The sequence below is a fragment of the Streptomyces sp. DH24 genome (genome assembly GCF_029813775.1).
Taxonomy (GTDB): domain Bacteria; phylum Actinomycetota; class Actinomycetes; order Streptomycetales; family Streptomycetaceae; genus Streptomyces.
In genome coordinates this window covers 113,634-138,779 of the sequence record NZ_JARVKW010000017.1, presented here as the reverse complement: position 1 = coordinate 138,779, position 25,146 = coordinate 113,634, and the positions used below count along the sequence as shown (strand labels likewise).

The following is a 25,146-nucleotide window of genomic DNA, read 5'->3' as shown; positions in this document are numbered from 1 at the left end:
ACGGTACCCCAGCCCTTCGCGGTAGCGTCGGGGCATGAACGACGCTGTGCCCGAGGCCGGGACCCCGGCGGAGGACGGGGCCGCCCCGCGGACGCCGCCCGGGACCGACCACGACCCGGACGCCCCCGCACCCCTGCACGTCCCCCGCACGCCCACCGGCAACGCCGACGTGGACGCCCAGCTGGAGCGGCTGGCCGACGCCGACCACCTCGCCACCGACGGACACCTTGAGGTGTACGAGGATGTACACCGGGGGCTGCGTGACGCGCTCACCGCGCTCGACGCCCGCCCGGGGCCTGCGGCTCCCACCGGTCACCCGACCACCACCCCACACCAAGGCCCTTCGGGCCGCCCATCCGATTCGACGTACCGACAGGGGAGCTGAACCGAACGTGGCAGGAGTCGCACGCCGCCGTCTGGACGCGGAGCTGGTCCGCCGGAAGCTGGCGCGCTCGCGGGAGCACGCGAGCCAGCTGATCGCGGCCGGGCGCGTCACCGTCGGCAAGACCGTCGCGACCAAGCCCGCCACGCAGGTGGAGACCGCCGCCGCGATCGTCGTGTCCCAGGACGACAGCGATCCCGACTACGTCTCCCGCGGCGGCCACAAGCTCGCCGGCGCCCTCGCGGCGTTCGTGCCGCGCGGCCTGGTCGTCGAGGGCCGTCGCGCCCTGGACGCCGGCGCCTCCACCGGCGGCTTCACCGACGTCCTGCTGCGGGCGGGCGCCCGGCACGTCGTCGCCGTCGACGTCGGATACGGACAACTCGCCTGGTCCCTGCGGAGCGATGAACGCGTCACCGTCAAGGACCGTACGAACGTACGGGAGTTGACGCCTGAGGCGATCGACGGGGAGCCGGTGGATCTGGTCGTGGGGGATCTGTCCTTCATCCCCCTCGGACTGGTGCTGCCCGCCCTGGTGCGCTGCGTGACGCCGGACGCGGACCTGGTGATGATGGTCAAGCCGCAGTTCGAGGTGGGCAAGGAGCGGCTCGGCAGCGGTGGCGTCGTGCGCAGTCCGGAGCTGCGCGCCGAAGCCGTGCGCGGGGTCGCCGCGCGCGCCCGGGAACTGGGGCTCGGAGTGTGCGGGGTCACCGCCAGTCCGCTTCCCGGACCCTCGGGCAATGTCGAATACTTTCTGTGGCTGCGGGCCGGGGCTCCGGAACTGGACCCGGCCGACGTTGACCGTGCAGTGGCGGAGGGGCCGCGTTGACACAGAACCGGGCACGTACTGTTTTCCTGCTGGCCCACACCGGTCGGCCCGCGGCGATCCGCAGCGCCGAACTCGTGGTCAAGGGGCTGCTGCGCTCCGGGCTCGGGGTGCGGGTGCTGGAGGCCGAGGCGCTCGACCTGCCGCTGCCGGACGAGGTGGAGACCGTCAAGGAGGCCACCCCGCAGTGCCTGGACGACTGCGAGCTGCTGATCGTCCTGGGCGGTGACGGCACGCTGCTGCGCGGCGCCGAGTTCGCCCGCGCCTCCGGGGTGCCCATGCTCGGCGTCAACCTCGGACGGGTCGGATTCCTCGCCGAGGCCGAGCGGGACGACCTGGACAAGGTCGTCGACCGCGTGGTGAGCAAGGCGTACGAGGTCGAGGAGCGGATGACCGTCGACGTCGTCGTGCACCGCAACGGCGACATCGTCCACACCGACTGGGCGCTGAACGAGGCGGCCGTGCAGAAGGTGTCCGCCGAGCGGATGCTGGAGGTCGTGCTGGAGATCGACGGGCGGCCGGTGACCGGGTTCGGCTGCGACGGGATCGTGTGCGCCACGCCGACCGGGTCGACGGCGTACGCGTTCTCCGCGGGCGGGCCGGTGGTGTGGCCGGAGGTGGAGGCGCTGCTGATGGTGCCGATCTCGGCGCACGCGCTGTTCGCGAAGCCGCTGGTGACGTCGCCGGACTCGGTGCTGGCCGTGGAGGTGCTGCCGCACGTCCCGCCGGGGGTGCTGTGGTGCGACGGGCGGCGGACCGTGGAGTTGCCGCCGGGGGCGCGGGTGGAGGTGCGGCGGGGTGCCGTGCCGGTGCGGCTGGCCCGGCTGCACCACGCGTCGTTCACGGACCGGCTGGTGGCGAAGTTCGCGCTGCCGGTCTCCGGGTGGCGAGGGGCGCCGCACTAGCCGGCGCCCAGCACAGCGCCCCTCCCCGCGTCGGCGGGGAGCACCGCATCCGGGCCCCGTCCGGCACGGACACGACCGGACCGTCCCCGCAAGCGGGGGGAACATGCGTGCAACGGGGGACTCGCCGGGAGGTCACGAATCCGGCGGCGGCGCGGGAACGGCAGGGCGGCGTCGCACAGCACGGGTGAAACCTCGTATGGTCGGGTGCGTGTTGGAGGAGATGCGGATACGGTCGCTCGGAGTCATCGACGACGCTGTCGTCGAGCTGTCGCCCGGCTTCACCGCCGTCACCGGTGAGACGGGCGCGGGCAAGACCATGGTGGTCACCAGCCTCGGACTGCTGCTCGGTGGGCGCGCGGACCCGGCGCTCGTGCGGATCGGCGCCGGGAAGGCGGTCGTGGAGGGGCGGATCACCGTGCCCCCGGACGCCGCCGTCGCCGTACGGGCCGAGGAGGCCGGTGCCGAACTGGACGACGGGGCGCTGCTGGTCAGCCGTACCGTTTCCGCCGAGGGACGGTCGCGGGCCCACCTGGGCGGGCGCAGCGTGCCCGTGGGGGTGCTGGCGGAGATCGCCGACGAGCTGGTGGCCGTGCACGGGCAGACCGACCAGCAGGGGCTGCTGAAGCTGTCCCGGCAGCGGCAGGCGCTCGACCGGTACGCCGGGGACGCGGTCGCCGTGCCGCTCGCCAAGTACACCGAGGCCTACAAGCGGCTGCGGGCCGTCTCCGCCGAGCTCGAAGAGATCACCACGCGTGCGCGCGAGCGGGCCCAGGAGGCCGACATGCTGCGCTACGGGCTGGAGGAGATCTCGGCCGTCGAGCCGCGCGCCGGTGAGGACGTGGAGCTGGCGGAGGAGGCGGAGCGGCTCGGGCACGCGGAGGCGCTGGCGTCGGCCGCGACCGCCGCGCACGCCGCGCTCGCGGGCAACCCGGAGGACCCCGAGGGCGTCGACGCAGGCACGCTCGTCGCGGGCGCCCAGCGGGCCCTGGACGCCGTCCGGTCGCACGACCCGGCGCTGGCCGCGCTCGCCGACCGGATCAGTGAGGTCGGCATCCTGCTGCGGGACGTCGCCGGGGAGCTCGCCGGGTACTCCGACGACCTGGACGCCGACCCGCTGCGGCTGGCCGCCGTGGAGGAGCGGCGGGCCGCGCTCACCGGGCTCACGCGGAAGTACGGCGAGGACGTCGCCGCCGTGCTGGCGTGGGCCGAGCGCAGCGCCCAGCGGCTGACCGAGCTGGAGGGCGACGACGAGCGGATCGGCGAGCTGACCGCCGAGCGGGACGCGCTCCGTGCCGAACTGGGCGGTCTCGCGCAGGCGCTGACCGACGCGCGGACGGACGCCGCCGAGCGGTTCGCCGCCGCCGTGACCGCCGAGCTGGCCTCGCTCGCCATGCCGCACGCGCGCGTGTCCTTCGACATCCGGCAGACCGAGGACCCGGAGGGCGTCGAGGTCGGCGGTCGTACGGTCGCCTACGGCCCGGCGGGCGCCGACGAGGTCGAGCTGCTGCTCGCGCCGCACCCGGGGGCCCCGCCCCGGCCCATCGCCAAGGGCGCCTCGGGCGGTGAGCTGTCGCGCGTGATGCTCGCCGTCGAGGTGGTGTTCGCCGGGACCGATCCGGTACCGACGTATCTCTTCGACGAGGTCGACGCGGGTGTCGGCGGCAAGGCGGCCGTCGAGATCGGGCGGCGCCTCGCGCGGCTGGCGAAGACCGCGCAGGTCGTCGTCGTGACGCACCTGCCGCAGGTGGCGGCCTTCGCCGACCGGCAGCTGCTGGTGGAGAAGACCAACGACGGCTCCGTGACCCGCTCCGGCGTGAAGGTCCTCGAAGGGGAGGACCGCATCCGGGAGCTGTCCCGGATGCTGGCCGGCCAGGAGGACTCGGAGACGGCGCGCGCCCACGCGGAGGAACTCCTGGAGACGGCACGGGCGGACCTCTAGGCCGGGTCCGCACAGTGACGCCTGCCCTGCGACTGCCGCGCGACGCCCGGCACGGCCCAGTGGCCCGCGACCGGGGGGCGCCGCAGTGACCCGTCGGGGAGCCCCCTTCCTCTCCTTCTCCCGCAGCGCGGCCCTCACCCGGGCCGCCACCGCCGTCCTGCGGACCACCGCACCCGGCGGCCGGTCCCGGTGGGAGCGGACCAACTACGCGGGCCGGACCGTCGACTTGTACGCCGGTCCCGGCGCCGCCCTCGCCGCCGCGGTCGGCGCCGGGCGCGGCCGGCCGGGTGCCGCCCTCGCCGTCGCCGCCGCCGGACTGTGCGGCGCCTACGACGACGTGGCCGGTGCCCGGGACCCCAGGCGGGGATTCCGGGCGCATCTGGGCGCGCTGCGGGACGGCGAGGTCACCAGCGGGGCCGTGAAGCTGTTCGGGATCTCGGCGGCGGCGCTCGCCGCGGGCGCGGTCCTCAGGGAACGGCCGCTGGACAGGGTGCTCGCCGGTGTCGTGATCGCCGGGGCGGCGCACTTCGTCAATCTCGTGGACGTCCGCCCCGGCCGGGCCGCCGGCGTCGTCCTCGTCCTCGGGGCGCCGGGACTCCTGCGGCGCGGCGAGGCGGGCGAGTTGACGGCGGCCGCGCTGGGCGCCGCCGCTGCCGTGCTGCCCGGCGACCTGGGGGAGCGGGCGATGATCGGGGACACCGGCGCACACGCGCTGGGTGCGGCGCTCGGTGCCGCCGTCGCGGTCGGCAGCGGGCGGGCCGGGCTGGCCCTGCACGCCGCCGGGCTGGTGGCGGCGGCCGTCTGCGGGGACGGTGTGAGCCGACTGGCTCGGGCAGAGGTGCGGTTGAGTCACTCGTGCGAGTGAGCCGGGGCGGCGGAGCCGGCGGCCCCTCGCACCGCCGGAATTCCCGGAACACACGTGCGTACTGGCATCCTTGACGGTGTCACCGGACGCATCGCGCCGTGCACCCACCGTGCGCGATCCTTCTGTACTTTCTTCGTGACCGCCCGACGCCGAACCAGGAGCCCCGGCCACGTGACCCCCGTGAGCAGCCCTTCGCCGCACGGCCAGTCGCCGCTGCACACCGTGCAGGTGCTGGGCGGGGGCAACGCCGGCAGCAGCGCCCACGTGCGCTCCCTGGCCGCGGGTCTCGTCGCACGGGGCGTGAAAGTCACGGTGTGCGCCCCCCTTGAGGCCGCCCGCACCTACGACTTCGCCGGCGTCGGCGCCGACCACGTGCACGTGCCCCGCAGCAGCGACCCGGCCTCCGTGACCGCGCTGCGGGCCGCCTGCGCTGACGCCGACCTGGTGCACGCGCACGGGCTGCACGCCTCCTTCCGCACGGCGCTCGCGCTCAGCGGACGGCACGTCCCGTTCGTCGTCACCTGGCACAACCGCGCCCACGCCGAGGGGGCCCGCGCCCACCTGCTGCGCCTGCTGGAGCGGCGCGTCGCCAAGGCCGCCACCGTCGTCCTCGGGACCACCTCGTACCTGGTCGACCTGGCCCGCCGGACGGGCGCCCGGGACGCCCGGCTGGCCGCCGTCGCCCTGCCCCGGCCCCGCAGGACCGACGACCCGGACGGCCCGGAGGGGCGGCGCGCCAAGGTCCGCGCCGAAATCGGCGCCATGGACCGCCCGTTACTGATGGCCGCGGGCGCCCTCGACGGGCACCGCGGGTACGACGTCCTGCTGGACGCCTCGCACGCGTGGCGCCGGCTCGACCCGGCGCCGCTCGTCGCCGTCGCGGGGGAGGGGCCGCTGCGCGGCGACTTCCAGGGCCGCATCGAGCGCGAAGGGCTGCCGGTGCGGCTCCTCGGGCGGCGCGACGACCTCACCGACCTGCTCGCCGCCGCCGACCTCGCGCTGCTGCCCGGCAGCCGGGAGTCCCGGTCCGTGCTCGCGCAGGAGGCCCTCCACGCGCGCGTGCCGCTCGTCGCCGCCGACGCCGGCGGCATCCGCGAACTCGTCGGCGACGCCGCCGAACTCGTCCCGCACGGCGAACCGGAGGCGCTGGCGCGAGCCGTCGTCCGGCTGCTGGAAGACCCCGCGCGCCGGGAAGTGCTCAGCGCCAGGGCCGCCCGGCAGGCGGCCGAATGGCCGACCGAGGACGAGACGGTCGCCCAAGTGCTGAGCGTGTACGACGAGTTGACGCAGCCCAGGCCGCTGATCTGAGCCCGGCCCCGTGAGAGCCTCGGCCTCACGACCGCCGGGTCACGTGGCGCCGCGCCCGCAGGGCCAGGCTCAGGGCCAGGACCGTCTGGGGGTCCTCCAGGTCGGTGCCCAGCAGCTCACCGATGCGGGCCAGGCGGTTGTAGAGCGTCTGCCGGTTCAGGTGCAGCTCGCGCGCCGTCTCCGCCTTGCGCCCCGCGTGCGCGAGGTACGTCTCCAGGGTGGGCAGCAGCGGCGGTTTCGAGCGGCGGTCGTGCTCGCGGAGCGGGCCGATCGCACGGTCCACGAACGCCGCCAGGTCGGGATGGTCCCGCAGCCGCCACAGCAGCAGGTCGATGTCCAGCCGCCGGGCGTCGTACCACGGCCGGTCCGGCAGCCCCTGCGCCGCGGTCGCCGTCTCCGCCGCGTGCCGCAGCCCCGCCGACGCCGCCGCCCAGCCGCCGGCCACCCCGACGACCACGACGGGCGGCTGCGCCCCCGGCCGCCGCATCCCGGCGCGTTCCACACCGGCCCGCAGCGCCGCCGCGACCCGGTCCGCGAGCGCCGACCGGTCCGACTCCGACCGCATGCCCAGCAGCAGCGGCACCCGGCCCTCCACCGGCCGCACGCCCAGCAGTACGGGCACGCCCACCGAGGCCAGCTCCTCCGCCACCGCGCGGGCCAGCACCGCCCAGCCGCCGCCCGGGTGCAGCGCGTCGCCGAGCCGCATCACCACCGGCAGCAGGGGACTGTCGCCCGGCTTGAACCCCAGCACCCGGGCCTGCGCCGGCGCGTCCTGGGCCGGGACACGGCCCTCCGCGAGGTCGGTCAGGAAGTCGCCCCGCCCGCGCGCCGCCAGCTCCTCCTCCTGGCGGGCCTGCATCAGCACCACGGCGAGGATGCCCGCCGCCCGCTCGGCCGCCATCCGGTGCACCGGCGCGAGCGGCGACCGCACCGGCAGCAGCACCAGCCGCGCCCGCACCGCCCCGGCGCCCGGCCCGCCGCCCGGCACGTCCACCAGCACCGAACCCGCGGGCGGCGGCACGTCCTTGTGCTGGCCGCGCAGCCCCTCCCACACCTGCAACGGCTCCGCGCCCTCGGGCCCGGCCCCGGCGGCGTACAGGAGCTGACAGTCCGGCGTCTCCAGGAAGACCGGGTTGTCGCTGAAGTCGGCCAGGATGCCGAGCACCTGGGGCACCCCGCCGCCGCCGAGCAGCGCCTGGGTGCAGCGGCGGTGCACTTCCTCGGCGCGCTGGAGCAGCGCGTAGTGCCCGTTGACGATCTCGGTGTGGATCTCCTCCGTGACCGTCACGAACGGCACCTCGCGGTGCAGTTGGACGAGCGGCAGCCCGGTCGCCCGCGCCGTGTCGACCAGCGCGGCGGGCAGCCGGGTGAAACGAGGGCCGAGCTCCACCACGAGGGCGGCGATGCCGCGCTCGGCCAGCGTGCGCACGAACGCGCGCTGCTCGGCCGGGCGGGTGCCGAGCCCGTAGCCCGTGGTCAGCAGCAGTTCGCCGCCCTTCAGCAGCGACGCGATGTTGGGCACCTCGCCCGCGTGCACCCAGCGCACGGTCCTGCCCAGCCGCTCGGCGCCCGCGAGGATCTCGGGCAGCCCGCTGCGCAGTCCGGGCAGCTCCAGTGCCCGCTGCACGGTGATCCCGGCGCCGTGGGTGTCGAATGCGCTGTCCCTGCCGCTGTCCATGTGCCGGACGCTACCCGCGCGCCCGTCCCGACGGCATCTCACGGCGGTCGCGGCGACGATCACCGGCCCGGGCGACGACGGGGGCACCGGTCCCGACCGGGTCCGTCGGCGCACGGCAGAGGGCCCGCCGGGGCGGGCCCTCTGCCGTGCGGAGCAGGCTCTCTCAGCCTCCGTACGCGCCCGACGCCGTCAGCCGCAGTGCCGTGTCGATCAGCGGCACGTGGCTGAAGGCCTGCGGGAAGTTGCCGACCTGGCGCTTGAGGCGCGGGTCCCACTCCTCCGCCAGCAGACCGAGGTCGTTGCGCAGCGACAGCAGCTTCTCGAACAGCTTCCGCGCCTCGTCCACGCGGCCGATCATCGCCAGGTCGTCGGCCATCCAGAACGAGCAGGCCAGGAAGGCGCCCTCGTCGCCGGGCAGACCGTCGACGCCCGCGCTCTCGCCCTCGGTCGGGTAGCGCAGGATGAAGCCGTCCGCCGTGGACAGCTCCCGCTGGATCGCCTCGATGGTGCCGATGACGCGCTTGTCGTCCGGCGGCAGGAAGCCCATCTGCGGGATCAGCAGCAGCGAGGCGTCCAGCTCCCTGGAGCCGTACGACTGCGTGAACGTGTTGCGTTCCTTGTCGTAGCCCTTCTCGCACACGTCCCGGTGGATGTCGTCGCGCAGCTGCTTCCACTCCTCCAGCGGACCGTCGGCGTCGCCGGACTCGATCAGCTTGATGGTGCGGTCGACGGCGACCCAGGCCATCACCTTGGAGTGCACGAAGTGGCGGCGCGGACCGCGCACCTCCCAGATGCCCTCGTCCGGTTCCTGCCAGTGCTTCTCCAGGTAGCGGATCAGCTTCAGCTGGAGCAGCGAGGCGTAGTCGTTGCGGGCCAGGCCCGTCATGTGGGCCAGGTGCAGGGCCTCGGTGACCTCGCCGTACACGTCCAGCTGGAGCTGGTGCGCGGCGCCGTTGCCGACCCGGACCGGCGCGGAGTTCTCGTAGCCGGGCAGCCAGTCCAGCTCCGCCTCGCCGAGCTCGCGCTCACCGGCGATGCCGTACATGATCTGCAGGTTCTCCGGGTCGCCCGCCACCGCGCGCAGCAGCCACTCGCGCCAGGCACGGGCCTCCTCGCGGTAGCCGGTGCGCAGCAGCGACGACAGCGTGATCGCCGCGTCGCGCAGCCACGTGTAGCGGTAGTCCCAGTTGCGCACGCCGCCGATGTCCTCCGGCAGGGAGGTGGTGGGCGCGGCGACGATCCCGCCGGTCGGCGCGTACGTCAGCGCCTTGAGCGTGATCAGGGAGCGGACCACGGCCTCGCGGTAGGGGCCGTGGTACGTGCAGTGCTCGACCCACTCGCGCCAGAAGTCCTCCGTCGCCTCCAGCGACTGCTCCGGCTCCGGCAGCGGCGGCGGCTCCTTGTGCGAGGGCTGCCACGAGAGGGTGAACGTGATCCGGTCACCCGGCGCGACCGTGAAGTCCGAGTACGTCGTGAGCGACTTGCCGTAGGTCTCCGCGGGTGTGTCGAACCACACGGAGTCCGGGCCCGCCACGGCGACCGTGCGCCCCTCGTGCTTGTGCACCCACGGCACCACCCGCCCGTAGGAGAACCGCATCCGCAGCGCCGAGCGCATCTTCACCCGGCCCGAGATGCCCTCCACGATCCGGATCAGCTGCGGGGCGCCGTCACGCGGGGGCATGAAATCGGTCACGCGGACGGTGCCGCGCCCGGTGTCCCACTCCGACTCCAGGATCAGCGAGTCGCCGCGGTAGCTGCGCCGGGCGGCCGTGGGCGGCTCCTCGTCCGGCCCGTGCGCGGGCCCGAGGCGCCAGAACCCGTGCTCCTCGGTGCCCAGCAGACCGGCGAAGATGGCGTGCGAGTCGAAGCGGGGCAGGCACAGCCAGTCGACCGTGCCGTCCCGGCAGACCAGGGCAGCGGTCTGCATGTCTCCGATGAGTGCGTAGTCTTCGATGCGCCCGGCCACGTGCAACTCCAGTCGAACGGCCACGTCGCCCCACAGTGGGGCTGTCGCTGATGCGGTCAAGGGGTCGTTGTAAAGCGTCGTTGAGCGACGAAGCAAAGCAGTCGCCCCGCTGTGAGGCAAAACCACAATTCTCGCTCAACGAACTGACGAGCTCTCGTTGTTCCGGGGCTTACGGGCGGGGGGTGGTGCCGTTTTGCCGGCCGGGCTCGGCAGCGATGTCCGAGCAGGATACGACGCACGTAGATGATCCGTGTGCCGCTCTCGGCAACGCGACTCATCCGAACGGGTGAGCCACGGGTGAGAAATCGCCCGGTGAAACGCATACGTGTCGGACCGTGCGCGCAGCGTGGCCGGACGCCATCGGTGCCGGTCGCTGTTACCCTGGTAGCCCGTGGACCGGTGGGCGAGAAACCCCGGAACCGCAACCCAGACCGCGACCACGGGAGCCCCCTCTTGGCCATGCCGCCCAAATCCTCGACGACCAAGCACATCTTCGTCACTGGGGGTGTCGCCTCCTCTCTCGGCAAGGGTCTGACGGCCTCCAGCCTCGGCATGCTGCTCAAGGCCCGGGGCCTGCGCGTCGTCATGCAGAAGCTCGACCCGTATCTCAACGTCGATCCGGGCACGATGAACCCCTTCCAGCACGGTGAGGTGTTCGTCACGAACGACGGTGCCGAGACCGACCTCGACATCGGACACTACGAGCGCTTCCTCGACCGTGACTTGGACGGCACCGCCAATGTCACTACAGGACAGGTGTACTCGACGGTCATCGCCAAGGAGCGGCGCGGCGAGTACCTGGGCGACACGGTGCAGGTCATCCCGCACATCACCAACGAGATCAAGCACCGCATCCGCCGCATGGCGACCGACGAGGTCGACGTCGTGATCACGGAGGTCGGCGGCACGGTCGGCGACATCGAGTCGCTGCCCTTCCTCGAAACCGTCCGCCAGGTGCGGCACGAGGTCGGCCGGGACAACGTGTTCGTCGTCCACATCTCCCTCCTTCCCTACATCGGGCCGTCGGGAGAGCTGAAGACGAAGCCCACCCAGCACTCGGTCGCGGCACTGCGCAACATCGGTATCCAGCCGGACGCCATCGTGCTGCGCTGCGACCGCGAGGTCCCCACCGCCATCAAGCGCAAGATCTCGCTGATGTGCGACGTAGACGAGGCAGCCGTGGTCGCCTGTCCCGATGCCCGCTCGATCTACGACATCCCGAAGGTAGTGCACTCGGAGGGCCTGGACGCCTATGTCGTCCGCAAGCTGGACCTCTCCTTCCGCGACGTCGACTGGACCACGTGGGACGACCTGCTGGACCGTGTCCACAATCCGGACCACGAGATCACCCTGGCCCTGGTCGGCAAGTACATCGACCTGCCGGACGCCTACCTGTCGGTGACCGAGGCGCTGCGCGCCGGCGGTTTCGCCAACAAGGCCCGCGTGAAGATCAAGTGGGTCACCTCCGACGACTGCAAGACCCCGGCCGGCGCCAAGGCGCAGCTGGAGGACGTCGACGGCGTCTGCATCCCCGGCGGCTTCGGCGACCGCGGCGTGCTCGGCAAGGTCGGCGCGATCAAGTACGCCCGCGAGAACAAGATCCCGCTGCTCGGCCTGTGCCTCGGCCTGCAGTGCATCGTGATCGAGGCGGCCCGCAACCTGGTGGGCATCTCGGACGCCAACTCCACCGAGTTCGACCCGGCCACCGCCCACCCGGTCATCTCCACCATGGCCGAGCAGCTCGACATCGTGGCGGGCGAGGGCGACATGGGCGGCACCATGCGGCTCGGCATGTACCCGGCCAAGCTGGCCGAGGGCTCGATCGTGCGCGAGGTGTACGACGGCAAGGAGTACGTCGAGGAGCGCCACCGGCACCGCTACGAGGTGAACAACGCCTACCGCGCCGAGCTGGAGAAGCAGGCGGGCATCCTGTTCTCGGGCACCTCGCCGGACGGCAAGCTCGTCGAGTACGTGGAGTACCCGCGCGAGGTGCACCCGTACCTGGTCGCCACGCAGGCGCACCCCGAGCTGCGGTCCCGCCCGACGCGGCCGCACCCGCTGTTCGCCGGCCTGGTGAAGGCGGCGGTCCAGCGCCAGCAGGGCAACTAGCACGTCAGTTGTACGGTGGCCGGGGCGCGCGTGTTCACGGGGCGCACCCGGCCGCCGTACGTGTGGAAGGACATTTCCGGTCATGACGATCAAGGACATTCCCGAGGAGTGGGAGATCCGGGCGACGGAGACCCCCTTCGTGGGCAACAAGACCTCCGTCCGCACCGACGACGTGGTCATGCCCGACGGCACGGTCGTCACCCGCGACTACCAGGTCCACCCCGGCTCGGTCGCCGTCCTCGCCCTGGACGAGGCGGGCCGCGTCCTGGTCCTGCGCCAGTACCGCCACCCCGTCCGCCACAAGCTGTGGGAGATCCCGGCCGGGCTGCTGGACGTCCCCGGCGAGAACCCGCTGCACGCCGCCCAGCGCGAGCTGTACGAGGAGGCCCACGTCAAGGCCGAGGACTGGCGCGTCCTGACCGACGTGTACACCACCCCCGGCGGCTGCGACGAGGCCGTGCGGATCTTCCTCGCCCGCGGGCTGTCCGAGGCCGAGGGGGAGCGCTTCGAGGTCGAGGACGAAGAGGCCGACATGGAGCTGGCGCGGGTTCCGCTGGAGGAACTCGTGCGCGGCGTGCTGGCGGGCGAACTGCACAACAACTGCCTCGTCGTCGGCGTGCTGTCGCTGGTGGCCGCGCGGACCGGCGACGGACTCGACGCGCTGCGCCCGGCGGAGGCGCCCTGGCCGGCGCGCCCCTTCGAGGCCTGAGCCTCCGAGGCGTGAGCGTCCGGGCTCGCCTGACTGTCCGGGCTCGCGTGAGTGTCCGGGCGTGACGGGCCGGGGCGTGACGGGCCGGGGCGTGAGGGTGCGGGCTTGAACGTCCGAGGCCGTGGGCGAATGCCTGACGCGCCGCCGTGCGGGCGGCCCGTACACCGGGTCGCCCACGGCCGCATCCCCGCATGCCCTCGTGGTGTGACCATCGGCTGATCCGATCGGGGGACCTGTCCGCCGCGCTCCACACGGTTCGTCGCAGAGCGTGAACTAGGCTCTGGACAGGCCCGGTCCGGAGTCCCGGCGGGCGCCGGTGTGCGGTTGGACGGGAGTGTGGCCCGTGGCGGATCAGGCAGTGGACACAGGCGGCGCGCAGCTGTCCGGACACGCTGCTGCGGAGGCTCTGTTCCTTGGTCGCACACGGGAGTTGAAGGAGCTCCGCGCCGACATCGAGCGGGCCGGCCTCGACACCATCTCCGGCCGCAAGGCGCCACGCGCACGCGTGCTGCTCATCGCCGGCAAGCCCGGCTCGGGCCGTACGTCCCTCGCGGAGGAACTCGTCCGGCAGGTTGCGGAGCGTTACCCGGACGGGGTGCTGCGCGCCCGCCTCAGCGACCCCGACGGCACGCCCGTGCCCACCGGCCGCACCGCCCGCGAACTCCTCACCGCCCTCGACGTGACCGCGCCGCCCGGAGCGGACGACGACGACCTCTCGGCGGCCCTGCGCGACGCCCTGGCGGACCGGCGGGCACTGCTGCTCCTCGACGACGCGGCCGACGCCGAACAGGTCGACGCCCTGCTCCCGGACAGCCCCGACTGCCTGGTCGTCGCCGTCGCCCAGGGCCCGCTGACCGGGATCGCCGACGTCCGGCCCTGCACCCTGGGCGGCCTCGACACCAAGTCGGCCGTGGAACTGCTGTCCCGGCACACCGGCTCCGTCCGCATCACCGTCGACCCCCGCGCCGCCGAGGACCTGGTCGAGGTGTGCCAGGCCCAGCCCGCCGCGCTGACGCTGGCCGGCGGCTGGCTCGCCGCCCGCCCCAAGGCCGCCGTCGCCGACCTCGCCAAGCATCTGCACGCCGACGGCGACGAGGGCACCCCCCTCGCGCGCGTCTTCCGGCTCACCTACGGCGCGCTGCCCAGCCCCGCCGCCCGGATACTGCGACTGCTCTGTCTCGCCCCGGCCGGCCTGGTCGACCCGCACACCGCCTCCGCGCTGGCCGGCTGCTCCGTCGGCGGCGCCCGCACCACCCTGGACGACTTCGTCGCCCTCGGCATGCTGCGGGCCGTGGACGGGCCGGAGCCGCAGTACGAGGTGCCGGGCTGCCTGCACCCGCTGCTGAGCGCCCTCACCGAGGCCCACGACCGCCCGGCCGAGGTCCTGCTGGCCCGCGCCCGCATGCTGGAGCGGACCGTACGGCTGCTCCAGTCCTGCCGCGCCATCACCGAGACCGACAGCCCGCACGCCCGCGAGAAGCTGCTCGGCATGCCGCGCTCGCTGCGCTTTTCCACGCCCCGCGCGGCCGCCGACTGGCTGCGCCTGCGCCGCCCCGCGCTGCTCGCCTCGGCCCGCCTCGCGGTCGCCGACGGGGAGCTGGACACGCTGGCCCGCCGCCTGATGTCCCAGCTGGTCCGCGCGATGGTCGCGCACTTCGGCACCCAGGCCGCGGCGCCCGACCTGTACGGGGTGCACCGGCTGGTCCTCGACGTCGCCGAGCGCCGGAACCTGCCCCGCGAGAAGGCCGCCGCCCTGCTGAACCTCGGCGACCTCGACGCCCGCACCGGCCGTACCGCCGAGGCCCTCACGCGCTACCGGGCCGCCCTGGACGCCGGACGCGCCGCCGACGACCCGTACGCGACCGGGCGCGCCATGGAATCCGTCGGCGGCGCCCACCTGGAGCTCGGGGACTACGACCGGGCCGCCGACTGGTTCGGCCGCGCGCTGGCCCAGCGGCTCGCCCGGGACGAGCGCGGCGAGGCCGCCCGGCTGTACGGCCGTATCGGCACCGCGCACACCTACGCCGGCCGCTACGGCGAGGCCGTGCGGCACTGGCGGGCGGCCGTCGCCGGACACCGCAGGACCGGCGACCTGCCCGCGTACGCCCGGGCACTGAGCGAGCTGGCCCGCGTGCAGGAGTACGCCGGGCGCCTCGAAGAGTCGCTGGGGACCTGCCAGGAGGCGATCGAGTGGGCGCGCCGCGCCGAGGACGTGCGGTTGCAGGCCGCGCTGCACCTCCGGGTCGCCGACACCCTGGAGCGCCTCGGCGACCCCGCCGCCGCCCGGCTGCACCGCGGCGCCGCGGAGCGGATGCTGGGAGAGGAGCTCCAGGAGAGCGAGCCGGAGCCGGAGCGGGAGACGCCCCCGGCGGTGTCCGCGGTCCCCGAGGGCACCGTGGCCGACTCGGCCGCCGCGGCTTCCGCGGCCGTCGAGGAGGCCTCTGCCGCACCGGAATCACAGGCCTCCGGGCCGAAACAGCAGGCCCGGGAGCCGGAACAAGGACCTAACACCTGCGAAATCCGCAGTACATCCGCTGCAGATTGATGCAATGAAAGGCTAGACAGCGGGAACACCTTCATTAGACTGGCTCTGCCGCACGTTCTCCTGCGGTCTCTCCCGGTGTGCCCACGCGCGTCCGGGAATGTCATGCAGTACCCCGTATCCCCAGAGCCAAGGACCGTGATCGACGTGAAGGTCGGCATCCCCCGCGAGGTCAAGAACAACGAGTTCCGGGTGGCCATCACCCCCGCCGGTGTGCACGAGCTGGTGCGCCACGGCCATCAGGTCGTCGTCGAGCGCGGTGCGGGCACCGGCTCCTCGATCACGGACGACGAGTACGTCGCCGCCGGAGCGCAGATCCTCGGCACCGCCGACGAGGTCTGGGCCTCCGCCGACCTGCTGCTGAAGGTCAAGGAGCCCATCGCCGAGGAGTACCACCGCCTCCGCAAGGACCAGACCCTCTTCACCTACCTCCACCTGGCCGCCTCCAAGGAGTGCACCGACGCCCTGCTGGAGTCCGGCACCACCGCGATCGCCTACGAGACGGTCGAGCTGCCCAGCCGCGCGCTGCCCCTGCTCGCCCCGATGTCCGAGGTCGCCGGCCGGCTGGCCCCGCAGGTCGGCGCCTACCACCTGATGCGCGCCAACGGCGGCCGCGGCGTGCTGCCCGGCGGCGTCCCCGGCGTCACCCCGGCCAAGGCCGTCGTCATCGGCGGCGGCGTGTCCGGCTGGAACGCCACCCAGATCGCCGTCGGCATGGGCTTCGACGTGACCCTGCTCGACCGCGACATCAACAAGCTGCGCGAGGCCGACAAGATCTTCGGCACGAAGGTCAAGGCCGTCATGTCCAACTCCTTCGAGCTGGAGAAGGCCGTCCTCGACGCCGACCTCGTCATCGGCGCGGTGCTCATCCCGGGCGCCAAGGCCCCGAAGCTGGTCACCAACGAGATGGTGTCCCGCATGAAGCCGGGAAGTGTCCTTGTCGACATCGCGATCGACCAGGGCGGCTGCTTCGAGGACTCCCGCCCCACCACACACGCCGAGCCGACCTTCCCGGTCCACGGCTCGGTCTTCTACTGCGTCGCCAACATGCCCGGCGCGGTCCCCAACACCTCCACCAACGCCCTCACCAACGCCACGCTGCCGTACATCGTCTCGCTCGCGAACAACGGCTGGGTGGAGGCGCTGCGCCGCGACCCGGCGCTCGCCAAGGGTCTCAACACCCATGACGGCAAGGTCGTTTACAAGGAGGTCGCCGAGGCGCACGGCCTGGAGCACGTCGAGCTGGACTCCCTGCTCGGCTGACCGTCCGGCGGCTCGACGCGGTCAAGTCGTCAAGCGGTAAAGGCGATACGTCAACACGCGTCGTCAACCTCGTACACCCGGCCGGACCTTGCCCGACAAGGTCCGGCCGGATGTGTGTATGGTCACTTTGCGGCTCTCGGTCAACTCGCCTCGAACGTAACCCTTCAACCGATTCGTACACCGGTGAAACCTGCCGTGCGACGGCCGTACGCCCTTGACAGAGGGATGTTTCATTGCCGACACATCCGGCCGGGTCCGGCGGATTGTGTTGCTGCGGACGCCCGACACGCCATAGAGTCGCCAACCGTCGGCATGGTGCCACGCTGACCTGTCTAGAAGTTTCCTGGTCACCAAGGAGGTAAGACGACTTGTGAATGAGTCGACATTTACTCCCGGGGGTGGTCAACCAGGAATGCCTGCACGGGACCAGGGTCCCGCGGGGTTCGAGGCTGTCGGCTCCGTCGCAGTGCGCACCTTCGCAGCCCACCGGAGTCACCAGACGACAGGGGTGACTCAGCCAGCACACCAGAGCATGGATGGCCATCACGTGAACGCCATGGCCGGCGACGGAAGTGGCGCGCCCCACAACCATTTCGCCGCCTACGACGAACTGCCCGAGGGGCACTTCTACGACCCCGACGCCGAGTACGAGCCCGATCCCGAGTACGCGGCGACGCTCGCGCCCGACGCGGCCCGTCAGCGCCGTGAGCGCATCGGCCCGACCGGACGCCCGTTGCCGTACTTCCCGATCCCGGGCCCGCTGACCGACCACGGCCCCGCGAAGATCATCGCGATGTGCAACCAGAAGGGCGGCGTCGGCAAGACGACGTCGACCATCAACCTGGGTGCCGCGCTCGCGGAGTACGGACGCCGGGTGCTCCTCGTCGACTTCGACCCGCAGGGCGCACTGTCGGTCGGACTCGGCGTGAACCCGATGGAGCTCGACCTCACCGTCTACAACCTGCTCATGGAGCGGGGGATGGCGGCCGACGAGGTGCTGCTGAAGACGGCGGTCCCGAACATGGACCTGCTGCCCAGCAACATCGACCTGTCGGCGGCCGAGGTCCAGCTGGTCTCCGAGGTCGCCCGTGAGTCGACGCTGCAGCGGGCCCTGAAGCCGCTGCTGCCCGACTACGACTACATCGTGATCGACTGCCAGCCCTCGCTCGGCCTGCTCACGGTCAACGCCCTGACGGCCGCGCACAAGGTGATCGTGCCGCTGGAGTGCGAGTTCTTCGCGCTGCGCGGTGTCGCCCTGCTGACGGAGACCATCGAGAAGGTCCAGGAGCGGCTCAACCCGGAGCTGGAGCTCGACGGGATCCTCGCCACGATGTACGACTCGCGCACGGTGCACAGCCGTGAGGTCCTGGCGCGCGTCGTCGAGGCGTTCGACGACCACGTCTACCACACGGTCATCGGGCGTACGGTGCGCTTCCCGGAGACCACGGTCGCCGGTGAGCCGATCACCACGTACGCCTCCAACTCCGTCGGTGCCGCCGCCTACCGCCAGCTCGCCAGGGAGGTGCTCGCCCGGTGTCACGCCGAGTGAGTCTGCCGGGGGCCGACGAACTCTTCCGTACGACAGGGGGGATGGCGCTCCAGGCCTCCACCCCTCGGCGCCAGGCCAACGGTGAGCCCCGGGTGCCGCCTCCCGCGGGGGAGAGCGATCCGGCGGCGTCCGCCGAGGACGCGCCCCAGTCGGTGCCCGCCCAGGGCGGCGACGGCGCGGGCCCGGAGCATGTCGCGGCGGACGCGGAGCCCGCCGACGCCGAGTCCCGCAGCCGGTCCGGCGCCGCGGGGTCCGCGCGCCGGCAGGACGTGGCGGAAGGTTCTTCCGCCGCCGCGCCGCGCAAGCGGGGCCGGGCCGCCGCGCGGCGGCCCAGCGGCCGGGAGCGGCACGACGAGAAGATCACCGTGTACGTGTCCGCCGAGGAACTCATGGACCTGGAGCACGCGCGCCTGGTGCTGCGCGGCGAACACGGGCTGGCCGTGGACCGCGGGCGGATCGTGCGGGAGGCGGTCGCGGTGGTGCTCGCGGATCTGGAGACCCGCGGGGACGCCAGCATCCTCGTACGACGACTGCGCGGGCGGTAGCGGTAGCCTGCGGGGGCCATGACCTCGAACGACGTTCCCGCCTCCGCCTCCGGCACGCCCGCCGGCCGCCGGCGTGCGCTGGGGCGGGGGCCCGGGGTTTCGCCCGCCGGGTCCGGGACGACGGCGCCCGAGGCTCCCAGGGCGGCAGCGTCGCAGGCGGCCGGGGCGGCCGTGCCCGAGGCGTCGGGGGCGGTGGCGCCCGAGGCCGGGACGGCGGTGGAGGCAGCCCCGGCGGCAGCGTCCGAGGCGCTCGACCATCAGCACCCCCCGTCGCCCCGCGAAACGCCTGCCCAGGTCGGCGCCCGCGGTGACGACGGCGCGGCGTCTCCCGCTCAGCCCTCCGAGCCCCGGCCCTCCGCCGGCGAGGCGGCCGGGGACGACGGTGGCTTCAAGGTCCGGCTCGCGAACTTCGAGGGGCCGTTCGACCTGCTGCTCCAGCTGATCGCCAAGCACAAGCTGGACGTCACCGAGGTCGCCCTGTCCAAGGTGACCGACGAGTTCATGGCGTACATCCGGGCCATGGGACCGGACTGGGACCTGGACGAGACGACCGAGTTCCTGGTCGTGGCCGCCACGCTGCTCGACCTGAAGGCCGCCCGGCTGCTGCCCGCCGCCGAGGTGGAGGACGAGGCCGACCTGGCCCTGCTGGAGGCGCGGGACCTGCTGTTCGCGCGGCTGCTCCAGTACCGCGCGTACAAGCGGATCGCCGACATCTTCGGCGGGCGCCTGGACGCGGAGGCCCGGCGGTACCCCCGCACCGTCGGACTCGAACCGCACCACGCCGAGCTGCTGCCCGAGGTCGTCATCAGCATCGGCCCCGAGGGCTTCGCCCGGCTCGCCGTGAAGGCGATGCAGCCCAAGCCGAAGCCGCAGGTGTACGTCGACCACATCCACGCGCCGCTGGTCAGCGTGCAGGAGCAGGCCGGGATCGTCGTCGCCCGGCTGAAGGAGCTCGGCGAGGCGAGCTTCCGCGTGCTGGTCGAGGACACCGACGACACCCTGACCGTCGTGGCCCGCTTCCTCGCCCTGCTGGAGCTGTACCGCGAGAAGGCCGTCGCGCTGGAGCAGGAGACCGCCCTCGGCGATCTGCTCGTGCGCTGGACCGGCGGCGACGGGGAGGAGACACCGACCGTGACGGACGAGTTCGACCGACCGCCCGAGCTGCCCAAGGAGGACAAGGCGTGAGCGAGGAGACCAGCGAGCGGCCGGCGGGTTTGCGGACCGTCGCCGACCTCGATCTCAAGCCCGCCCTGGAGGCGGTCCTCATGGTCGTGGACGAGCCCGCGACCGAGGAGCACCTCGCGAAGATACTGGAGCGTCCCAGACGGCAGGTCGCGGACGCGCTGCGCGAGCTGGCCGACGAGTACACCGTGCAGGGCCGCGGCTTCGAGCTGCGGCTCATCGCGGGCGGCTGGCGCTTCTACACCCGGCCCGAGTACGCGCCGGCCGTCGAGGGCTTCGTCCTGGACGGCCAGCACGCCCGGCTGACGCAGGCCGCGCTGGAGACGCTCGCGGTCGTCGCCTACCGGCAGCCGGTCAGCCGCAGCCGGGTCTCCGCCGTGCGCGGAGTCAACTGCGACGGCGTCATGCGCACGCTCCTGCAGCGGGGTCTGGTCGAGGAGGCGGGCACGGAACCCGAAACAGGTGCGATCCTGTACAGGACGACGAACTACTTCCTGGAGCGGATGGGCCTGCGCGGTCTGGACGAGCTCCCGGAGCTCGCGCCCTTCCTCCCGGAGGCGGAGGCGATCGAGGCCGAGACCCAGGAAGGCGTGCCGTCGTTCGATCCGGACGCCCCGGAACCGGACGACGGTCTCACGACGAACGTGCCGACAACGACAACGACGGATATTTGATGCGAAGCAGCGGCAGCGGCAAGAGCGGCGGGCGCGGTAACCACCGCGGCGCCGGTAACGACAGGGACCAGAAGCAGGGGCAGGGCCGCCCCCGCAAGCCCCGCCCCGAGGAGCGCCGCTACGACGTGGGGCCCGGGGCCACGAAGGACGGGCCGAAGGCCGGGCGCGGCGGCGCGGCCCGCGGCGGCGCCAAGGGCGGCCCCAAGCAGCCCCAGCAGCAGAGCGGGCGCGGCCGTACCGCCCCGGCGCGCCCCCGCGAGTACGAGACTCGGATCGAGGAGCGCAACCGCGAGCGCTACGCCGGGAAGAAGGACGTCAAGCTCCCCAAGACGTTCCCCGGCGCCGAGCAGGAGGGCGAGCGCCTGCAGAAGGTGCTCGCGCGCGCGGGCTACGGCTCCCGGCGCGCCTGCGAGGAGCTGATCGAGCAGGCCCGCGTCGAGGTCAACGGCGAGATCGTGCTGGAGCAGGGCCGCCGGGTCGACCCGGAGACGGACGAGATCAAGGTCGACGGTCTGACCGTCGCCACGCAGAGCTACCAGTTCTTCGCGCTGAACAAGCCCGCCGGTGTCGTGTCGACCATGGAGGACCCCGAGGGCCGGCAGTGCCTCGGCGACTACGTCACCAACCGCGAGACGCGGCTGTTCCACGTCGGCCGGCTCGACACCGAGACCGAGGGCGTCATCCTGCTCACCAACCACGGCGAGCTGGCGCACCGGCTGACCCACCCCCGGTACGGCGTGAAGAAGACGTACCTCGCGCACATCGTGGGCCCGATCCCGCGCGACCTCGGCAAGCGCCTGAAGGACGGCATCCAGCTGGAGGACGGCTACGCGCGCGCGGACCACTTCCGGGTCGTGGAGCAGACCGGCAAGAACTACCTCGTCGAGGTCACGCTGCACGAGGGCCGCAAGCACATCGTGCGCCGCATGCTCGCGGAGGCCGGGTTCCCGGTCGACAAGCTGGTGCGGACCGCCTTCGGCCCGATCACGCTGGGCGACCAGAAGTCGGGCTGGCTGCGCCGCCTGTCGAACACGGAGGTCGGCATGCTGATGCAGGAAGTCGATCTGTAGAGACGCCGATTGGCGCGGGCCGCCGGTTCGCGCCGGGCCGCTGAGCCGCGCAGAGCATCAGTTCGCGCAGACCGCCGGTCCGCTCGCGTCCGCTCGCGTCTGATCCGCGCTCCGCCAGGTCCTGGGGCGGCGCGCTCCCAGCGCCGTGCCTCGGCCGGTTCCGGAGATCTCTCCGGGGCCGGCCGATTCCTTTGCGCACCCGCGCCGGTCCGTACCTCCGTGACGGGGGGAGCGGGGATGACCGTGACGACGACGGACCGCGAGGAGTTCGTGCGGCTGGCCGAGCCGTACCGCAGGGAACTGCGGGCCGCACCGGAACGCGGGGTGCGCCGACGGGTTGTGGGAGCCGCCCGGGGCCCTTTATAGTCGGCCTGACTATTAGTGGTGCCGACCTGGGAGGGGGTGGACGGCCGTGACCGCGCAGGACTACGACAAGTACGCCCACGAGCCCTTCGCCGTCACCGTCGACCTCGCCGTCCTCACCGTCCGCGCGGACACCCTGCACGTCCTCCTCGTGGAACGCGGGCAGGAGCCGTACGCCGGGCAGTGGGCGCTGCCCGGCGGGTTCGTGCGGCCCGACGAGTCGGCGGAGACCGCGGCCCGGCGCGAACTCGCCGAGGAGACCGGCCTCGCCGACGTCAGCGGGCTGCACCTGGAGCAGCTGCGCACGTACAGCGAACCGGGCCGCGACCCCCGCATGCGGGTCGTGTCGGTCGCCTTCGCCGCGCTGCTGCCCCCTCCCGCGCACCCCGGTCACCGCGATGCCCGCCCCGCTCCCCTCGAACCGCGCGGCGGCGGCGACGCGGCCCAGGCCCGCTGGGTGCCGTACGACGACGCCCGGCCGCTGGCCTTCGACCACGACCGGATCCTCGCCGACGCGCACGACCGCGTCGGTGCCGAGCTCGAACACACCTGCCTCGCCACCGCGTTCTGCCCGCCCGAGTTCACCCTCGGCGAGCTCCAGCGCGTGTACGAGACCGTGTGGGGCACCGCCCTCGACCGGCCCAACTTCCGCCGCAAGGTGCTCGCCACGCCCGGCTTCGTCGAACCGGTCCCGGGCGCCGCCCGGCTCACCGGCGGCCGCGGCAAACCGGCCGCGCTGTACCGCGCGGGCACCGCCACCACCCTGCACCCGCCCCTGCTCCGACCGTCCCGGGAAGGACGCCCCGCATGACCTCGACCACCGTTCGCAAGCGCGCCGCCACCGGAGCACTGACCGGCCTCGCCCTCGGGGACGCGCTCGGTTTCCCGACCGAGTTCAACGACGTGCCCTCGATCCTCGCCAAGTGCGGGCCCTGGCGCGAGATGGACCTGCCGACGCCCGCGATCGTCACCGACGACACCCAGATGACGCTCGCGCTCGGCAAGGGCCTGCGCACGGCGATGGACCGGGGCGTACTCGACCCGGAGAGCCTGGAGCGGCCGGTGCGCGAGGAGTTCGTGGTCTGGTACGAGTCGCCGGAGAACAACCGCGCCCCCGGCAACACCTGCCTGCGGGCCTGCTCCCTGCTCAAGGCCGAGGACCGGCCCTGGCAGGACGCCAGCCAGATCCACTCCAAGGGCTGCGGCGCCAACATGCGCGTCGCCCCCGTCGGCCTCGCCCCCGGCCTGAGCGACGAACAGCGCGCGGGCGCCGCCCAGTTGCAGTCGGCCCTCACCCACGGCCACCCGACGGCGCTCGCCGCGTCCGACCTCACCGCGCACGCCGTGCACCTCCTCGCGCAGGGCGCCGACCCCGCCGGCCTCGTCGGCCTGCTGCGCTCCTACGCCCTGGACAACCGCACCCGCTACCACCACGAGTGGCTCGGCGACCTGTGGACCCGCGGCCAGGACCCCGACCCGGAGCACTTCGCCGCCCGCGGCTGGGACGAGTGCCTGGCGGTCCTCGACCGGCTCCGGGACGCCGTGCGCACCACCTCACCCGAGACCGACCCGTGCCTGGCCACCGGCGCCGGCTGGATCGCCGAGGAGGCCCTGGCGACCGGGTTGCTGTGCTTCCTGATGTTCGTGGACGAGCCCCTCACCGCGCTGCGCCGCGCGGCCTGCTCCTCCGGCGACTCCGACTCCATCGCCTGCCTCGCCGGCGCCTTCGCGGGCGCCCACCTCGGCGCGGACGCCTGGCCCGCAGAATGGGCCGACCGCATCGAGTACCGGGGCGACCTGATCACGCTCGGAGCGCTCTGGGACGCTTGAGCCGTGACCGACGCCCTCGACACCGACCTCGGCCCGGTGGTGGCCGAACAGCCCGACCCGGTGCTGTTCGCCACCGTCTCCGGCGCCCACCTCTACGGCTTCCCGTCCCGCGACTCCGACGTCGACCTGCGCGGCGCGCACCTGCTGCCCGCCGCGGACCTCCTCGGGCTGCGCGAACCGGACGAGACCCGCTCCCGGACGTGGCTGCGGGACGGCGTCGAGCTGGATCTGGTCACGCACGACCTGCGCAAGTTCGTCCGGCTGATGCTGCGCCGCAACGGCTACGTCCTGGAGCAGCTGCTGTCGCCGCTGGTCGTGCACACCACCGACGCGCACCGCGAACTGGCCGCGCTGGTCCCGGACGTGCTCACCAGCCACCACGCCCACCACTACCGGGGCTTCGCGGTGACGCAGTGGCGGCTGTTCGAGAAGACCGGCGAGCTCAAGCCGCTGCTCTACACCTTCCGTGTACTGCTGACCGGCATCCACCTGATGCGCAGCGGCGAGGTGCAGGCCCATCTGCCCACCCTGCTCGGCGAGGTCGACGCCGCCCCCGCCTACCTGCCCGAGCTGATCGCGGCCAAGGCGGAGCGGGAGCACGGCGCCGCCGACACCGACCACGCGCGGGTGCGGGACGACATCGGGAAACTGCACGAGGCGCTGGACGAGGCGCAGGCCGCGTCAGCGCTGCCCGGTGCCCCGACCGCCCACGACGCGCTGCACGACCTCGTCGTGCGCGTCCGGCTGGCGGGCGCCGAGGGCTGAGGCGCGGCGCACCCGGACCAGGAAGTCCTCGACGCGGGGCCGGTCCGGTTCCGCCGGGAGGGGGCCGCGCCCGGCGGCCTCCTCGGCCTCCTCGGCCAGCCGGTTCATCCGGGCCTCCACCCGCGGCCAGGGGACCTCGCCGCGCTTCACGGCCAGCAACGGCTCGCGCGCGTCGCCGACGTCGAGGGTGAGCGTGCCCGTGCGCAGCAGGTCCCGGACGCCGATCAGCAGCCGCAGCAGGTGCATGGCGTGCTTCCAGCGGGGCGCGCCGTGCGCGCGGACGCCGGCCTCCAGCTTGCGGCGCTGGCCCAGCGCGTACCGGGTGAACGTCTCGTGGACCCGGCGGGACAGGAACGCCCCGCGCAGGTCCAGCAGCTCGCGGCCGGTGGCGTCGGCGTACTCCACGAGCGGGGAGTGCAGGCACTCCAGGATGTTCGGGTTCGCGCGCAGCGCCAGCTCGCAGAAGCGCTCCAGCTCCCAGCTGAACTGCTCCTCGGCCGGGCCCTCGACATGCGTCGGCGGCTTCTCGAAGCGCCAGAACAGCTCGGTGGGCGCCAGGAACACCCCGCGGCGGTCGGTGTCGCTGCCCTCCGTCGCCAGACCGAAGGCGCGCGACCCCATCACACAGGCGTAGACCGTGTGCTCGCGTACCAGCGTCTCGGGCGTCGTCGGGTGCATG

At 73.3% G+C, this 25,146-nt stretch carries 21 protein-coding genes; 18 read left to right on the top strand and 3 right to left on the bottom strand.

Annotation, left to right across the window (positions count from 1 at the left end; all coding sequences use genetic code 11):
• The first annotated feature begins 34 nt into the window (after positions 1–34).
• The 6 genes from QC282_RS16395 to QC282_RS16370 all read left to right on the top strand — a co-directional run bounded on the left by QC282_RS16395 (position 35) and on the right by QC282_RS16370 (position 6,222).
• Positions 35–385: a hypothetical protein gene (locus tag QC282_RS16395; protein WP_279550158.1), complete on the top strand. Its 351-nt coding sequence runs from the start codon at positions 35–37 to the stop codon at positions 383–385.
• A gap of 7 nt (positions 386–392) precedes the next feature.
• Complete coding sequence (locus tag QC282_RS16390; protein WP_279550157.1) at positions 393–1,208, top strand: TlyA family RNA methyltransferase; 816 nt, start codon at positions 393–395, stop codon at positions 1,206–1,208.
• Positions 1,205–2,110, top strand: coding sequence for an NAD kinase (locus tag QC282_RS16385; protein WP_279550156.1), 906 nt, complete (start codon positions 1,205–1,207; stop codon positions 2,108–2,110). Before QC282_RS16390 ends, QC282_RS16385 begins: the two co-directional genes overlap by 4 nt.
• Positions 2,111–2,306: 196 nt before the next feature.
• Positions 2,307–4,049 carry a DNA repair protein RecN gene (gene recN / locus QC282_RS16380; RefSeq protein ID WP_279550155.1) on the top strand — a complete coding sequence of 581 codons (1,743 nt, stop codon included), beginning with the start codon at positions 2,307–2,309 and terminating at the stop codon, positions 4,047–4,049.
• An 85-nt stretch (positions 4,050–4,134) separates the two neighbouring features.
• Complete coding sequence (locus QC282_RS16375) at positions 4,135–4,914, top strand: hypothetical protein (RefSeq protein ID WP_279550154.1); 780 nt, start codon at positions 4,135–4,137, stop codon at positions 4,912–4,914.
• A 171-nt stretch (positions 4,915–5,085) separates the two neighbouring features.
• The gene (locus QC282_RS16370; RefSeq protein ID WP_279550153.1) at positions 5,086–6,222 is read left to right on the top strand and encodes a glycosyltransferase family 4 protein; all 1,137 of its coding nucleotides are present in this window, start codon (positions 5,086–5,088) and stop codon (positions 6,220–6,222) included.
• A 25-nt stretch (positions 6,223–6,247) separates the two neighbouring features.
• On the opposite strand, the gene QC282_RS16365 is transcribed toward QC282_RS16370, so the two are convergent.
• Both QC282_RS16365 and QC282_RS16360 read right to left on the bottom strand, forming a co-directional pair.
• Positions 6,248–7,900, bottom strand: a complete 1,653-nt coding sequence (locus tag QC282_RS16365; RefSeq protein WP_279550152.1) for a PucR family transcriptional regulator — start codon at positions 7,898–7,900, stop codon at positions 6,248–6,250.
• Positions 7,901–8,063: 163 nt separating this feature from the next.
• Positions 8,064–9,866, bottom strand: a complete 1,803-nt coding sequence (locus tag QC282_RS16360; RefSeq protein WP_279550167.1) for a glycoside hydrolase family 15 protein — start codon at positions 9,864–9,866, stop codon at positions 8,064–8,066.
• Positions 9,867–10,325: 459 nt separating this feature from the next.
• Between QC282_RS16360 and QC282_RS16355 the strand changes: the two genes are divergently transcribed.
• The 12 genes from QC282_RS16355 (at position 10,326) to QC282_RS16300 (ending at position 24,467) form a co-directional block, all read left to right on the top strand.
• Entirely contained in the window at positions 10,326–11,975 is a 1,650-nt protein-coding gene (locus tag QC282_RS16355) for a CTP synthase (protein ID WP_279550151.1), read from the top strand.
• A gap of 82 nt (positions 11,976–12,057) precedes the next feature.
• Positions 12,058–12,684 (top strand): NUDIX hydrolase, encoded by a 627-nt coding sequence (locus QC282_RS16350; RefSeq protein ID WP_279550150.1) that lies wholly within the window; start codon positions 12,058–12,060, stop codon positions 12,682–12,684.
• A 343-nt stretch (positions 12,685–13,027) separates the two neighbouring features.
• Complete coding sequence (locus QC282_RS16345; protein ID WP_279550149.1) at positions 13,028–15,229, top strand: tetratricopeptide repeat protein; 2,202 nt, start codon at positions 13,028–13,030, stop codon at positions 15,227–15,229.
• 135 nt (positions 15,230–15,364) lie between these two features.
• Positions 15,365–16,489 carry an alanine dehydrogenase gene (ald, locus tag QC282_RS16340; RefSeq protein ID WP_279550148.1) on the top strand — a complete coding sequence of 375 codons (1,125 nt, stop codon included), beginning with the start codon at positions 15,365–15,367 and terminating at the stop codon, positions 16,487–16,489.
• A 412-nt stretch (positions 16,490–16,901) separates the two neighbouring features.
• Positions 16,902–18,038 carry a ParA family protein gene (locus tag QC282_RS16335; RefSeq protein ID WP_279550147.1) on the top strand — a complete coding sequence of 379 codons (1,137 nt, stop codon included), beginning with the start codon at positions 16,902–16,904 and terminating at the stop codon, positions 18,036–18,038.
• Positions 18,023–18,583, top strand: coding sequence for a hypothetical protein (locus tag QC282_RS16330; protein ID WP_279550146.1), 561 nt, complete (start codon positions 18,023–18,025; stop codon positions 18,581–18,583). Before QC282_RS16335 ends, QC282_RS16330 begins: the two co-directional genes overlap by 16 nt.
• A gap of 18 nt (positions 18,584–18,601) precedes the next feature.
• On the top strand, positions 18,602–19,768 hold the full coding sequence (locus tag QC282_RS16325) for a ScpA family protein (protein WP_279550145.1): 1,167 nt from the start codon (positions 18,602–18,604) through the stop codon (positions 19,766–19,768).
• Entirely contained in the window at positions 19,765–20,439 is a 675-nt protein-coding gene (gene scpB / locus QC282_RS16320; protein WP_279550144.1) for an SMC-Scp complex subunit ScpB, read from the top strand. The genes QC282_RS16325 and scpB overlap by 4 nt, the downstream gene beginning before the upstream one ends.
• Complete coding sequence (locus QC282_RS16315) at positions 20,439–21,509, top strand: pseudouridine synthase (RefSeq protein WP_279550143.1); 1,071 nt, start codon at positions 20,439–20,441, stop codon at positions 21,507–21,509. Before scpB ends, QC282_RS16315 begins: the two co-directional genes overlap by 1 nt.
• Positions 21,510–21,921: 412 nt before the next feature.
• Positions 21,922–22,683, top strand: coding sequence for an NUDIX domain-containing protein (locus QC282_RS16310; protein WP_279550142.1), 762 nt, complete (start codon positions 21,922–21,924; stop codon positions 22,681–22,683).
• Positions 22,680–23,702 (top strand): ADP-ribosylglycohydrolase family protein, encoded by a 1,023-nt coding sequence (locus tag QC282_RS16305; RefSeq protein ID WP_279550141.1) that lies wholly within the window; start codon positions 22,680–22,682, stop codon positions 23,700–23,702. The genes QC282_RS16310 and QC282_RS16305 overlap by 4 nt, the downstream gene beginning before the upstream one ends.
• Before the next feature lie 3 nt (positions 23,703–23,705).
• Entirely contained in the window at positions 23,706–24,467 is a 762-nt protein-coding gene (locus QC282_RS16300) for a nucleotidyltransferase domain-containing protein (protein ID WP_279550140.1), read from the top strand.
• Here QC282_RS16300 and QC282_RS16295 read toward each other — a convergent pair.
• On the bottom strand, positions 24,384–25,145 hold the full coding sequence (locus QC282_RS16295; protein WP_279550139.1) for a nucleotidyltransferase domain-containing protein: 762 nt from the start codon (positions 25,143–25,145) through the stop codon (positions 24,384–24,386). The genes QC282_RS16300 and QC282_RS16295 overlap by 84 nt on opposite strands.
• Position 25,146 lies beyond the last annotated feature (1 nt).

Bases quoted from the DNA above. Each gene is read 5' to 3' on its own strand.
- QC282_RS16395 (WP_279550158.1), top strand. From the start codon at position 35: ATGAACGACGCTGTGCCCGAGGCCGGGACCCCGGCGGAGGACGGGGCC.
- recN (WP_279550155.1), top strand. From the start codon at position 2,307: ATGGTCGGGTGCGTGTTGGAGGAGATGCGGATACGGTCGCTCGGAGTC.
- QC282_RS16365 (WP_279550152.1), bottom strand. From the start codon at position 7,900: ATGGACAGCGGCAGGGACAGCGCATTCGACACCCACGGCGCCGGGATC.
- QC282_RS16355 (WP_279550151.1), top strand. From the start codon at position 10,326: ATGCCGCCCAAATCCTCGACGACCAAGCACATCTTCGTCACTGGGGGT.
- QC282_RS16350 (WP_279550150.1), top strand. From the start codon at position 12,058: ATGACGATCAAGGACATTCCCGAGGAGTGGGAGATCCGGGCGACGGAG.
- QC282_RS16335 (WP_279550147.1), top strand. From the start codon at position 16,902: ATGCCTGCACGGGACCAGGGTCCCGCGGGGTTCGAGGCTGTCGGCTCC.
- QC282_RS16325 (WP_279550145.1), top strand. From the start codon at position 18,602: ATGACCTCGAACGACGTTCCCGCCTCCGCCTCCGGCACGCCCGCCGGC.
- QC282_RS16315 (WP_279550143.1), top strand. From the start codon at position 20,439: ATGCGAAGCAGCGGCAGCGGCAAGAGCGGCGGGCGCGGTAACCACCGC.
- QC282_RS16305 (WP_279550141.1), top strand. From the start codon at position 22,680: ATGACCTCGACCACCGTTCGCAAGCGCGCCGCCACCGGAGCACTGACC.
- QC282_RS16295 (WP_279550139.1), bottom strand. From the start codon at position 25,145: ATGCACCCGACGACGCCCGAGACGCTGGTACGCGAGCACACGGTCTAC.